Genomic DNA, 12,708 nt, shown 5'->3' on the forward strand with positions numbered 1-12,708 from the left:
GGCCTGCCAGGAAGATCGGGCGAGCGCCAGCCGAGACCGGCCCCGAATGCAAGGCCATCGGAATAGCCGGGCGATGTCAGGCGATTGACGGCATCTTCCGTCAGCCGCGAAGATCCTTCAGCGGCACTCCCATCAGAAGAGTACGTCCAGCAAGTCAAACAATTCGGCGTCGCCCCGGGGCCGCAGACCGTGACCGTCGGCGGACTTCCTCCAGCAAGCACTCCACGAAACACTGTGCGGCGTTGCTGCGCATGGTGTTGCGCCGACCGATGATGCCCAGACGGCTGGTCTCGAACTGCTCGGAAATTCGCACCGGCTGCACCCAGCCTCGCATGGCGTCGCACACCAGCAAGGGCTTGGGGCAATAACTGAGCATCCCGACATGGGTGCCTTGATCGGACTGACGCTGACCAACACCCTGTCACCGGAAGCGCTCGAAAGCTGGGGTTGGCGCATCCCTTTTGCGATCGGCATCCTGGTGATTCCCGTTGGTCTCTATATCCGCCGGCATCTCGATGAAACCGGCGTCGTGCAGGAGGGCGGCGCGCCGAGGCAGGAGCACGCCGGCCTGCGCGAGATCTTCACCCGCTATTGGCGCATGGTGGTGGCCGGAGTACTGATCACCATCGGTGGCACCTCGGCCACCTATATCGTGCTGCACTACATGACCAGCTACGCCATCTCGGTGCTGAAGATCCCGGCCGGGGTCAGCATGGCGGCAGGCTGTGTGGGCGCACTGGTGCAGGTGGCACTGTCTGCGTACGCGGGCAGGTTGTCGGACCGGATCGGCCGCAAACCGCTTATCCTCTGGTCGCGTATCGCGATGCTGGTCGCGATCTACCCGGGCTTCCTGCTGCTCAATGCTCAGCCGACCCTGCCCGTGCTGCTGGGCGTTGTTGCCGCGCTGTCACTGATGCTGGTGCTGAACGTCGTGCCGTCAGTGGTAATGCTCTCGGAACTGTTTCCGCGGCGCATCCGTGCGACTGGCATGTCGATCGTGTACTGCATTGGCGTGCTGGTGTTTGGTGGTTTCGCGCAGTTCCTGGCCACCTGGTTGATCGCCGTGACCGGCAATGCGAATGCCCCCGCGCAATATGTGATCGGTTGCGGCATCGTATCGCTTGTGGGCCTGGCCATGGTCGCGGAAACGGCCGGCAAGCGACTGAACTGAGCGACCGCGATCCAAGCGGCAGCATCTCTGGCGTCAAGCGACGTGCAAAGCGTTGTCTTATTGCGATCGCCCGAGCCTCGCAGCGAGCAGCCTGTTCGCGTTTTTCAGCATCGGTTCGTTACTTGTCTACGCGGTGTTCGGGGTGCTCTACCTGGGCGCAGCGTTCGCGCCCCCGATTCACGACCATCTCGATGGCCATCTACTTCTCAATCGTCTCAATGTCGACGGTCGGGTATGGTGATTGCGGGCCGAGTCCAGGGCTTCGCCATCCTTCTGCACGGACTGCGCCTTCATGCAGGTTTCGATAAGCAACGGCTTGGCCGGGAAAATCCTGGTGTAGATCTCTGCCCATTGCTGCGCGTCGTCGCGATGCCAAGTGCGCTGCCGTTCGGAAGCGATGGCTGCTGTATCCATCGGTACGACGCTCACCTGCACCACGCGAGCCAGCGTGATTTTGTGGGCCATTTTCGAGTATGTGCCCGAGGCGTCCACCACCGCAACGACCTTGTAGCCGTTAGCGCCTGCGTTGATGGACGGGAAGGCCGTGCACACGCTCAGGCGCTGGTGGTCTGCTGGGCAACCGTGCCGAATCGGCCGCCGTTGAGGTCGGTAAACGCCTGGAGGATCTCATCCTGGCTGTTCATCACGAAAGGTCCATAGCCGATGATCGGCTCGTCGATCGGTTCGCCGGCCAGCAGGATCAGGACAGCATCGGTGCTGGCTTCCATCGACACATCTTCGCCAACACGATCCAGCAGCACCATCTGGGCTTCGCCAGCCACTGTGCTGACATTGACGCGCACCGTACCGCGCAGCACGATCAGTGCGGCGTTCCATCCGGATGGGATCGGTAGCTCGCTGATGCCACCCTGGTTCAGGCGCATGTCCCATACGTTCATCGGCGTGAAGGTGTGCGCGGGGCCGACCTTGCCCTCGTACTGGCCAGCGATGACGCGGACCGTGCCGGCATCATCACGAAGCGGCACGACGGGAATGTCGGCATCGACGATGGCCTGGTAGCCGGGCGCCGTCATCTTGTGCCTGGCGGGAAGGTTCACCCAGAGCTGAACCATTTCCAGGGGCCCGCCGGTGCGAGTGAAGGCCTCGGAGTGAAACTCTTCATGCAGAATGCCGCCGCCGGCCGTCATCCATTGCACATCGCCAGCACCGATCACGCCGCCCTGGCCGGTTGAGTCGCGATGCGCGACTTCACCCTTGTAGACAATGGTCACGGTTTCGAAGCCTCGGTGCGGGTGGACACCGACGCCTCGCGGCTGCTGGCCCGGACTGAAATCGGCAGGGCCCGCGTAGTCGAGCAAGAGGAAAGGGCTGAGCCGTTTGCCATGGCTCTGATAGGAAAACATCGAGCGCACGGGGAAGCCGTCGCCCACCCAGTGAGAACGTGGTGCGCTGTAGACACCGAGGACTCTCTTCATTGCAATCTCCAGTTTCGCGGCGGTGCCGCGCAATTGCAGGAGAGTAGGTGTCCCGCACTCAGATCAGTAGATCCCGGATCTGCATCTCAGCGTCCTATGGCGCGGACGATGAGGGTGCGGCGGCCTGGCGGTGCCATGGCCACAGGCTGGCTCCATGCACCGTGCGGCCGTTTGAATCTCTGGTCTAGTCCTCTTCCATTTTTTCGAATCGTTCGGCGAGGTAGTCAATCAGCAATCTGACGCCGGGCAGCAAGCCGCGCCGCGAGGGAAAAACCGCATGAAGAATTTCGCGCCGAGGCGCCCAGTCGGGTAGCAAGCGGACGAGGGAACCATCTGTCAACTGGTCACGCACCATCATCACTGGCAACTGACAGACGCCTACCCCCGCCACTGCCGCATTGCGCAAGGCAATCATGTCACCAGTTACCAAACGTGGACGGTGATGGATCGTGGCCTGTACGCCGTCGGGCCCGTACAGGTGCCACGTGTGATCCTGCTGGGGAGTCCCGATGGCCAGGCTGGGCCAGTCCGAAAGTTCGGCGGGGGCAGGCGGCATGCCATGGGCTTGGGCAAGCGCGGGGCTGGCAACAAGGCACTGGCTGCGCTCGGCCAGTACGCGGATGACCAAGTCGCTGTCCTGGAGCGGCGGCGGGCGCACGCGGATGGCTAAATCGATGGCCTCTGCAACGGGATCGACCCGCCGGTTGGTGGCCTCTAAATGAACGGTCAACAGGGGATGCCGTGCCATGAACTCGCTGAGAATCGTTCCGACATGGACCTGGAGGAGTGCCACCGGGCAAGTCATGCGCAGGGTGCCCCGTGGTTCGGCCTGTATGACCTCGATAGCCTCCTGCGCGGCTTCTGCCTGCATCAGCATGGCCTTGCAGTGCTCATAGTAGACGCGGCCGATTTCGGTGACGGCGAACTGGCGGGTCGAGCGCTGTATCAGCCGCACGCCCAGGCGTTCCTCCAACATGGCGATACGGCGGCTCAGCTTGGATTTTGGCATGCCCAATGCCCGTCCTGCCGGGGCGAATCCACCATGCTCCACAGACTGCGCGAAGTAGTAGAGATCGTTCAGGTCTTGCATGGGCATGTCTGGTTGTTCAATTTATGGGACTCTGCCGATCATTTTTTATATCTACAGCCGGCGTCGTCCCAATACTAAGCTGTAGGCATCAATGCAGCAAATGGCCATCGCGGATTGCAACCCTTACAAGGCCACTAGCAGGCATGCCTATGGTGTGATCGGGGAGCAACAGATGTCATTACGTACGGAAGAGATCGAGGCCTATCTGCGGGTCGTCGAGCTAGGGGGAATCAGCGCGGCAGCGCGGCATATGGGGTTATCCAAATCCGTTGTCAGCAAGCGCATCAGCGATCTGGAGCGGGAACTCGGCGCATCGTTGCTCCAGCGCTCTTCGCGTCGCATGCAGCCCTCCGAGAGCGGCCGGTATTTCTATGAGCAGGCGCGCGCAGCCATGAGTCAGCTTACCCAAGCCGCGCAGAGTGTCTCGGAGGCGGCGCAGGAAGTCTGTGGCGAACTGCGCATCCTGGCGCCCATGAGCTTTGGTACACGCTGGTTGTCGCCGCTCATTGCGGAATTCGGCCGCGCCAACCCACGGCTGCGACTGAGTCTCGAACTGGACGACAGGTTGGTCGATCTGGCCTACGGCGGGTACGACGTGGCCATCCGCATTACGCGGCTGCGCGACAGCGACCTCATCGCGCGCAAGCTTGCGCCCAGTCGCCGCGTGGTGTGTTGCAGCCCGGACTATGCGGCGCGCGCCGGACTTCCCCGAACCGTCGAGGATATCGGCCACCATGCCTGCCTGTCATACAGCAATTCCTTGCCGGGCCAAATCTGGACCTTCCAGCCGGACGCGCATGAAGAAGCGCCGAAGACCATCACGCCGCGCGGCATCTACACGGCCAACAACGGCGAGGTGCTGCGTGATGCCGTGCTTGCCGGCCATGGCTTGGCCGTGTTGCCACGCTTCATCGTCTGGGAAGACCTGCGGGCGGGTCGGCTGATCGAGGTTCAGCCAGGGGCCACGCCGGTGGAGGATGGCATCTTTGCCGTCTATCCCCGTAACGCATTCGGTTCGGCCAAGCTCAGGGCCCTCGTGCAGTTCCTGCAGGCTTCGCTTTCGCAGCCGCCGTGGGAAGTTCCCGGCTCGTCGATGGAAAGCGCCGAAGTGGTACCCCTGTATGCGGAGGCGCCCAAACGTTGAAATTGGGCTCAGGCGCGCAAAGGGTAGGGCTTCTCCGGATCGATGCCGTACTTGGCGATGGCCTGGCTCAGTACGCCGCGCTCCAGCGTGCCTTCATCCACCAGTGCCTTCAGGGCCGCCAGTGTGATCCAGCGGCGGTCCACCTCGAAGAAATCACGAAGTTGTTCGCGAGTATCCGAACGGCCATAGCCGTCAGTGCCCAGCACTGTGTACGCACGCGGCACGAACGGACGGATCTGTTCGGCCAACGCCCGCACATAGTCGGTGGCGGCGATAACCGGGCCACGCGTGTCGGCCAGGCAGTGTTCCACATGCGATGTGCGCGGCGCCTCGTCAGGGTGCAGCAGGTTCCAGCGTATGACTTCGTTGCCCTGGCGTGCCAGTTCGGTGAAGCTGGGACAACCCCACAGGTCGGCCTGCACGCCCCAGTGCTGCTCCAGCATGGCTGACGCCGCAATGACTTCGCGGAAGATCGTGCCGGCGCCCAGCAACTGCACGCGGGGGGCTTCGCCGTTGCTTGTGCGGCGGAATGCGTACATGCCCTTGAGAATGTCTTGCTCCGCGCCCTCGGGCATCGCCGGATGCTCGTAGTTCTCGTTCATCACGGTGATGTAGTAGTAGACGTCTTCCTGCATCTGCAGCATGCGGCGCAGGCCGTCCTGGATGATGACCGCGAGTTCGAAGGCAAACGTGGGGTCGTAGCAGACGCAGTTGGGGATGGTGCCACCCCAGACCAGGCTGTGGCCGTCTTCATGCTGCAGGCCTTCGCCGTTGAGCGTGGTGCGCCCCGCTGTGCCGCCCAGTAGGAAGCCGCGCGCGCGCTGGTCGCCGGCGGCCCAGGCCAGATCGCCAAAGCGCTGGAAACCGAAGATCGAATAGAAGATGAAGAAGGGGATCATTGGCTCGCCATGCGTGCTGTACGACGTGGCCGCGGCAATCCAGTCTGCCATGGCGCCGGCTTCGTTAATCCCTTCCTGGAGGATCTGGCCGTCCTTGGATTCCTTGTAGAAACTCAATTGCGACGCGTCCTGCGGCGTATAGGTCTGGCCCTGCTGCGACCAGATACCGATCTGGCGGAAGAGGCCCTCCATCCCGAACGTGCGCGACTCGTCCGAGACAATCGGCACGATGCGCTTGCCGAGCGCCTTGTCACGTAGCAACGTATTGAGGATGCGCACGAAGCTCATGGCGGTGGAGAACTCGCGTCCTTCGCCGCTCGCCTTAAGTTGCCCATCAAATGCGGACAATGGCGGCACCGGCAGTTCAGGCCCCGTGCGGCGGCGCGATGGGAGGTAGCCCCCAAGGGCCTGTCTGCGCTGATGCAGATAGGCGTGTTCGGGCGATCCTTCCTCGAATTTCAGGTAGCTGAGATCGGCGAGTTGCTCGTCGGTGAGTGGCAGGCCGAAGCGGTCGCGGAACTGCCCCAGTGTTTCCACGCGCATATGCTTTTGCTGGTGGGTGATGTTCTGGGCCTCGCCCGCCTCGCCCATGCCATAGCCCTTGATAGTCTTGGCCAGGATCACGGTGGGCTGGCCGGTGTGGTGCGCCGCTGCGTGGTATGCGGCGTAGACCTTGTGTGGATCATGGCCGCCGCGATTGAGTTGCCAGATGTCGTCGTCGGACCAATCCGCCACCAGCGCCTTGAGGGCTGGGGAGTTGAAGAAATGTTCGCGCACGTAGGCGCCGTCTTTGGACTTGAAGGTCTGGTAGTCACCGTCGACGCAGGCCATCATCCGTTGCGCCAGGATGCCGTCCTTGTCGCGGGCCAGCAGGGCGTCCCACTTACTGCCCCATACGACTTTGATCACATTCCAGCCGGCGCCGCGGAACTCGGATTCCAGTTCCTGAATGATCTTGCCATTGCCACGCACGGGGCCGTCCAGGCGTTGGAGGTTGCAGTTGATGACGAACACCAGGTTGTCGAGTTGTTCGCGCCCGGCCATGCCCAGCGCGCCGCGGGATTCGGGCTCGTCCATTTCGCCGTCGCCGCAGAATACCCAGACCTTGCGTGCGCGATGGTCGCCGAAGCCGCGGTCCTGCAGGTATTTCATGAAGCGGGCCTGATAGATGCCCATGATCGGGCCCAGGCCCATCGACACGGTCGGGAACTGCCAGAAGTCCGGCATCAGCCAGGGATGCGGATAGGAAGAGATACCTTGACCGCCGACTTCCTGGCGAAACTTGTCCATCTGGGCCTCGCTGAGCCTTCCCTCCAGGAAGGCGCGGGCATAGAAGCCGGGTGCTGAGTGGCCCTGGAAAAACACCAGATCGCCGCCGTGCTGTGCGGACGGAGCGTGCCAGAAGTGGTTGAAGCCGACTTCATATAACGTCGCCGCTGAGGCAAAACTGGCGATATGTCCACCGACGTTCGTATCGCGTCCCGCGCGCAAAACCATCGCGATGGCATTCCATCGGATAAATGAACGAATACGGTGCTCCAGTCCCTGGTCGCCGGTACTGTGCGCCTGATTGTCGAGCGGGATCGTATTCACGTAGGCCGTATTGGCGCTGAACGGCAGGTAGATGCCGGCGTCATGCGCGCGCCGGATCAACTGTTCAATAAGGAAATGCGCTCGCTCGGGGCCTTCGTGGGCGATGACACCTTCCAGCGCGTCCAGCCATTCACGGGTTTCCTGAGTATCGATGTCGTTGTCGCTGGCGGACGAGATGGGCATCACTGGCGCCATGGTGATCTCCTGTCGGCCCGGTGCGGGCAAGCGGCACGGAACCGGCCGCAGTGAAGGGAATATGCAAGGGGGAAAAGACTAGCACCGCGAAGCAGTATGGATAAGGTGCACCGCGGCAAACATGCTGTTCGGCTCAGGGAAACACCACCCCATAAGGGGCGGCGCTCTGGCATTCGATGATGCGCGATCAGGCGCCGTCGGTGAAGACGTCGACAGTTCTGATCGCGCCATCCGTGTATGGGTCTGCCTTGCGAACAGCAAGCGTGCGGAACTGTTCCTCGACAAGTGGCTGCGAAGTGTTTCGTACGGCGATTTGCGCTTGTGTGGCACTCGCGCGGCCGCCGTCGGTAAAGGGATCCGGCTTGCGAGGTGCTGCGTGCGCGCTGGACGTCGCGACTAGGAGGGCGGTGGTAGCTAGGACGATGGCTTTCATGGTTGGACTCCAATATCGGGTTGAAAGAGGACTTCGTTGAGCGGGGTCAACTGCACTGTCGACGGATGCAATATATCACAACCGTACCGTATGGTACTGTTTTGTTTGTGGGGTGTGACATGGGTGCCGTTATGTGTCGCAAACAGCCGCCTTTGGTAGACTGCGCCGTCCTTCATCCATATGGTCCCGACTCTTCCTGTGAAAGCCACTTCGTCGCCAACGCTGAAATCGCCCGCTTCGGTAGAGAAGCCCGCCATGCGCATTACGCGCCGGGGAGAAGCCAAGCGTGCCGCGATCCTGGAAACCGCGGCAATGCTTTTCCTGGCACGTGGCTATGATGGCGTCAGCCTGGACGAGATCGTGAAGGCGTGTGGGGGGTCAAAGACCAACGTCTATAGTTATTTCGGCGGCAAGGACGGTCTGTTTGTTGCCGTGGTCGAAGCGCTCTGCGATCGCTTCCTGGCGAAGGTGGAGAAGCTTGAGCCGTCGCGCACCAATACAGCCAATGGCTTACGGGACCTTGCAAGTCGTTTTCTGGAGTCGTTACTGGAGGAAAGCCACCTGGCGTTCCTGCGACTGATCATCGCGGAAGCGCGGCGCTTCCCGGAGATTGGCCAAGTCTGGTACGCACGAGGGCCGCTCGCCACCTGCCAATACGTGGCCGGGTATCTGGCTCGACAGCAGTCGACCGGCACGAAGCTGAACGCCACGCCCGAGGTGGCCGCGCAACTCTTCCACAGCATGGTGATTGCCGGCGTCCTGCACCGTACACTGGCCACTGGCGAGCACCCGGGTGAGGCGCAAATTGACATGTTGGTCAAATCTGCGATTGACCTGATCGTGGCAAAGTCGTCCGCCGCAGGGTAGGGCAACTAATCCAGGCGCTTCATACGGTAGGAAACTTCAATCCGCTCCACAGCGTCGCTGCCTTCTTCCTGAAAGCGGCGAATATGCTCGGTCTGCGTGTGGTGAACCTCCTGGGCGCCGGGACTATCCCAATGCTCGACAAAGACAAAGCGCCTTGGATCGTCCTGCTGCACGAACAACTCATACCGCAGGTTGCCAGTGTCTCTGCGCGAGGGCTCCACTACGGCCCTGAGCTTGTCGCGTAGCTCCGATTCTCTGCCCGCTTTCGCGTACAGGACCACAAGCACAAAGAGATCCTCGTCCATGCCAGCCCTCCGCCCTTTCATGCGACATCGCTACAGGGCAGGCTAGGCAACGAATGTACTGATCGCAAGCGCTTCTTCAGGCTGTTCGGCTGCATCGAACGGCGGGTTCTGTGGCTGGCTATCACGCTACAGCCCGGTCTCACATATGCTGCAAGGGCTCGCAGCAACTCCATATGGACAAGTGGCACCCGTGCCGTATGGCGAGCGTTTACCAATTCTTCTTGGAGGCTATTATGGCCAGCGAACCCATCCGCGATCCACTCAAAGACCATCTGCTTACACCGCAGAACGCAGCCTTCGTTGTCATTGACTATCAGCCAGTGCAGGTGAACTCGATTGCCTCGATGGACCGGCAACTGCTGATCAACAACATCGTTGGTTCGGCGAAGGCAGCGATTGCTTACAAGCTGCCCATCATCCATTCGACTGTGAACGTGAAGACCGGCCTCAACAAGCCGCCCATTCCACAGCTCGCAAAAGTGCTGAAGGACTATCCCACCTACGATCGCACGACCATCAATTCCTGGGAGGATGTCGAGTTCCGCGCAGCCGTAAAGGCAACCGGCCGCAAGAAGCTCATCATGACTGCGCTGTGGACTGAAGCCTGCCTGACGTTCCCTGCGCTCGACGCGCTGGCCGAAGGCTTCGAAGTCTATGTGGTGGTTGATGCAGTTGGCGGTACATCCGGAGCCGCGCATGAGGCAGCGCTGCGCCGCATCGAGCAGGCCGGCGGAAAAATGATCAGCGTGGCCCAGCTGTTTTGCGAACTGCAGCGCGACTGGTCGCGCGCGGAGACCGTACCCGCCTTCATCAACCTGTTTATCGAGACCGGTGGCACGGCCGGCATCCAGTTCTCATACGACCGCACCGAGTAAGTACTAGCAGGAGCCGCGGCTGAAGCGCCGCTCCGTTCCTGCATGTAGCCTCGACCCGTTGGCATGCGTCCGCGTGACTGCCGCGAACAATGCCCTTCGCCTGTTTCTTTGACAGGCTTTTTTTTTAACATGGCAGTACCGTACGGTACGGAATATTTTTACTTGCATCGATAGAAAAGCAGTTCTAGTATATGCGCTATACGCAAAGCGTTGCGCATAGCGCAAAAAAAGGAGGCAGGGTGAAAGCATCGTCCCCAGATACAAAACCGCCGGCTACGGCAATCGCCTTTGTGGATATGCATGGTGTGTCGGTGCACGGTCGCAACCTGAGTCGCGACCTGATCGGTCACATGGGCTTTACGGAATACTTTCTATTTCTGCTGACCAGCCGCGTACCAGACAGCGGGCTGGTGGCGATAACCAACGCTTGCCTGGTTGCTATTGCCGAGCATGGCTTGGTGCCATCAGTACAAGCAGCCCGCATGACGCTGGCGGCTGCACCTGACGCCCTCCAGGGGGCAGTGGCGGCTGGATTGTTGGGATGCGGGTCGGTCATCCTTGGCGCATCGCAAACCGCTGGGCTGATGCTGCAGGAAGTGTTGACGGCGCAGGGTGAGCGTTCCCTGGAGGAGAGTGCCGATACCGTGGTCGCGACCTTGCGTCGCGAGCGCAAGCCTTTGCCGGGATTCGGTCACCCGACGCACAAGGAAGGGGACCCACGCGCCCATCGCTTGCTGGAAGTTTCGCGAGAATTGGGTTTGGCCGGCAGGCATGTGGCGGCACTGGAGGCGGTTGCCGCCGCAGTGCCCCGGCATTTTCCCCGCCCTATTCCGCTCAATGTATCGGGAGCAATCCCTGCCGTCCTGTTGGATGCTGGCTACCCTGTTGGGGCTCTCAAGGGCGTGCCGCTGCTGGCTCGCGTGGCCAGCCTGATCGCGCACCTGCAGGAGGAGACGCGTCTGCCAATAGGCTTCGCGCTGGCTGATGCGGCTGAACATGCCGTTGCCTATATCGGGCCGGAGGTCTGCACAGCATGAACCCATCCGACAACCTGATCGAAGCTCAGGAGTTGTCGCCGCTGGAGGTGCTACGGCAATACCGCGCGCACGACTTCACGCTGTCAGCGTTCCTGGCAGCACGCGTGGCACAGCATCCCGACAAGCCTGCGTTGCTGTTCGAGGGAGAGACATGGAGCTATGGCGAACTGGCTGCGCGCATCGCACGCACCGCGGCGTGGCTCAGCCACGATATGCACATCCGCGCCGGCGACCGTGTTGGTGTGCTGTCCGCCAACCATCCGTCCACCGTCGTGCTGATGTTCGCGCTGGCGCAGCTTGGCGCCACGCTGGTTCCGGCCAATCCCGACTACCGGCTGGATGAGGCGTTGTACGTCTTCGAGCATGCGCAGATCTGTGGGCTGATCTGTTCGCCGAACACGCTCGACACGGCCGCGGCCGTCGTGTCGCAGCTTGGCGGCGATGTCTGGCTGCGTGCCAATGAGGCCGGCGGGCACGGACAGGCACTGACCGGCGAATCGGAAGCCGATACCGAACTGCGGGCCGAGGCCGCCTCTACGGCGATGATTATCTATACGTCGGGCACGACCGGCTTTCCCAAAGGCGCCATGCACGGCCAGCGTGGCTACGTGCTGACGGCCGAAGCTTTTGTCGGCCGCATGCACCTGCAGCCGAACGAACGCGTGATGTGCGTGATGCCGCTGTTCCACATCAACGCGCTGATGTACTCGGTAGGCGGCGCGCTGGCTTGCGGTGGCTGCCTGGTGCTGGTGCGCCGGTTCTCGGCGTCGTCGTTCTGGCGCTTAGCGGCGGAAAGCGGCGCGACGGAGGTCAACTTGGTCGCGGCAGCAGGTAGCATCCTCGCGCGGCGTCCGCGCGAGGAGTTCGTGCCCGGCCACCGGATCTCCAAGATGTTTATCGCGCCGCAGACGAGCGAGATGGTGAGCGCAATGCGCCATGAGTTTCACGTGGCGCGACTGATTGAATGCTATGGCATGACGGAGATCCCAGGAGTCATTGCCAACCCGTTCCATGGCCCACACAAGCTGGGCACGATGGGCCTGATCTCACGCCACCCCGATCCAGATATCTCCCCGCCTCAGGCGCGCATTATTGGCGAAGACGGGAAGGATGTCGCCGCCGGTGATTCGGGCGAACTGCTGATCCGCACACCGACCCTAATGCAGGGCTACTACCGCGACACCGCTCAGACCGACGCGGCGTTCCGCGACGGGTGGTTCGCCACCGGCGACCTGGTGCGCCAGGACGACGACGGCTACTACGTTTTCGTCGCACGCAAGAAGGACGTGATCCGTCGCAAGGGAGAAAACGTTTCGGGCGCGGAACTCGATCGCGTGTTTGGTGAGCATCCTGCGGTGGAGGAGGCCGCGGCAATCGGCGTACCGGCCGAGCTTGGGGAAGAAGAGATCCTGCTGGCCGTGCAACTGAGAGCGGGCTGGGAAGTCGGCGCGACCGAGTTGGTCGACTGGGCGCGCGACCGCCTGGCCGCGCACAAGCTGCCGCGCTTCGTCGTGAAGGTCGATCAAATTCCACATACCCCCACGCACAAGCCGGCCAAGCACCGGCTGAAGGCAGACGCGTGCCTGCTGGCGCGCGCGACGGATGTTGCCGGCTGAGCGGAACCCGTATGACGGCTGCCACAAGCCGCAACCCTGACAAAAAT

Annotated in this window: 11 protein-coding genes and 2 pseudogenes; 7 read left to right on the forward strand and 6 right to left on the reverse strand. The window is 61.9% G+C overall.

The genetic code is table 11. The features are described 5' to 3' along the window. Window positions 1–382 precede the first annotated feature (382 nt). Window positions 383–1,171 (forward strand): MFS transporter, encoded by a 789-nt coding sequence (locus tag RMET_RS21970; RefSeq protein ID WP_035820769.1) that lies wholly within the window; start codon window positions 383–385, stop codon window positions 1,169–1,171. 64 nt (window positions 1,172–1,235) lie between these two features. Further along, window positions 1,236–1,422: pseudogene (locus tag RMET_RS32685) on the forward strand (ion channel); the annotation flags it as partial. Here RMET_RS32685 and RMET_RS21975 read toward each other — a convergent pair. From RMET_RS21975 to RMET_RS21985, 3 genes and pseudogenes are all read right to left on the reverse strand, one after another. Continuing rightward, window positions 1,415–1,726 (reverse strand): annotated as a pseudogene (locus RMET_RS21975) (isochorismatase hydrolase); the annotation flags it as partial. The pseudogenes RMET_RS32685 and RMET_RS21975 sit on opposite strands and share 8 nt — an antisense overlap. Then, on the reverse strand, window positions 1,726–2,607 hold the full coding sequence (locus RMET_RS21980; RefSeq protein WP_011518752.1) for a pirin family protein: 882 nt from the start codon (window positions 2,605–2,607) through the stop codon (window positions 1,726–1,728). The gene RMET_RS21980 and the pseudogene RMET_RS21975, both read right to left, overlap by 1 nt. A gap of 184 nt (window positions 2,608–2,791) precedes the next feature. Beyond that, complete coding sequence (locus RMET_RS21985) at window positions 2,792–3,697, reverse strand: LysR family transcriptional regulator (protein WP_029309475.1); 906 nt, start codon at window positions 3,695–3,697, stop codon at window positions 2,792–2,794. 172 nt (window positions 3,698–3,869) lie between these two features. Between RMET_RS21985 and RMET_RS21990 the strand changes: the two genes are divergently transcribed. After that, on the forward strand, window positions 3,870–4,841 hold the full coding sequence (locus RMET_RS21990) for a LysR family transcriptional regulator (protein WP_035820785.1): 972 nt from the start codon (window positions 3,870–3,872) through the stop codon (window positions 4,839–4,841). Window positions 4,842–4,849: 8 nt separating this feature from the next. Here RMET_RS21990 and aceE read toward each other — a convergent pair whose 3' ends face one another. Both aceE and RMET_RS22000 read right to left on the reverse strand, forming a co-directional pair. Further along, on the reverse strand, window positions 4,850–7,528 hold the full coding sequence (gene aceE / locus RMET_RS21995; RefSeq protein WP_011518755.1) for a pyruvate dehydrogenase (acetyl-transferring), homodimeric type: 2,679 nt from the start codon (window positions 7,526–7,528) through the stop codon (window positions 4,850–4,852). A gap of 187 nt (window positions 7,529–7,715) precedes the next feature. Next, window positions 7,716–7,961, reverse strand: a complete 246-nt coding sequence (locus RMET_RS22000; RefSeq protein WP_011518756.1) for a hypothetical protein — start codon at window positions 7,959–7,961, stop codon at window positions 7,716–7,718. Between the two features lie 255 nt (window positions 7,962–8,216). Here RMET_RS22000 and RMET_RS22005 point away from each other — a divergent pair, with 255 nt between their 5' ends. Next, window positions 8,217–8,828 (forward strand): TetR/AcrR family transcriptional regulator, encoded by a 612-nt coding sequence (locus tag RMET_RS22005; protein WP_035822292.1) that lies wholly within the window; start codon window positions 8,217–8,219, stop codon window positions 8,826–8,828. Between the two features lie 5 nt (window positions 8,829–8,833). On the opposite strand, the gene RMET_RS22010 is transcribed toward RMET_RS22005, so the two are convergent. Further along, window positions 8,834–9,133 (reverse strand): putative quinol monooxygenase, encoded by a 300-nt coding sequence (locus RMET_RS22010; RefSeq protein WP_011518758.1) that lies wholly within the window; start codon window positions 9,131–9,133, stop codon window positions 8,834–8,836. Between the two features lie 233 nt (window positions 9,134–9,366). Here RMET_RS22010 and RMET_RS22015 point away from each other — a divergent pair, with 233 nt between their 5' ends. The 3 genes from RMET_RS22015 to RMET_RS22025 all read left to right on the forward strand — a co-directional run bounded on the left by RMET_RS22015 (window position 9,367) and on the right by RMET_RS22025 (window position 12,661). Then, window positions 9,367–10,008, forward strand: coding sequence for a hydrolase (locus RMET_RS22015; RefSeq protein ID WP_011518759.1), 642 nt, complete (start codon window positions 9,367–9,369; stop codon window positions 10,006–10,008). Between the two features lie 191 nt (window positions 10,009–10,199). Then, window positions 10,200–11,045, forward strand: a complete 846-nt coding sequence (locus RMET_RS22020; RefSeq protein ID WP_080710383.1) for a citryl-CoA lyase — start codon at window positions 10,200–10,202, stop codon at window positions 11,043–11,045. Next, window positions 11,042–12,661, forward strand: coding sequence for a class I adenylate-forming enzyme family protein (locus tag RMET_RS22025; protein WP_011518761.1), 1,620 nt, complete (start codon window positions 11,042–11,044; stop codon window positions 12,659–12,661). Before RMET_RS22020 ends, RMET_RS22025 begins: the two co-directional genes overlap by 4 nt. Window positions 12,662–12,708: the final 47 nt, after the last annotated feature.

The sequence above is a fragment of the Cupriavidus metallidurans CH34 genome (genome assembly GCF_000196015.1).
In the GTDB taxonomy this organism is placed as follows: Bacteria; Pseudomonadota; Gammaproteobacteria; order Burkholderiales; family Burkholderiaceae; genus Cupriavidus; species Cupriavidus metallidurans.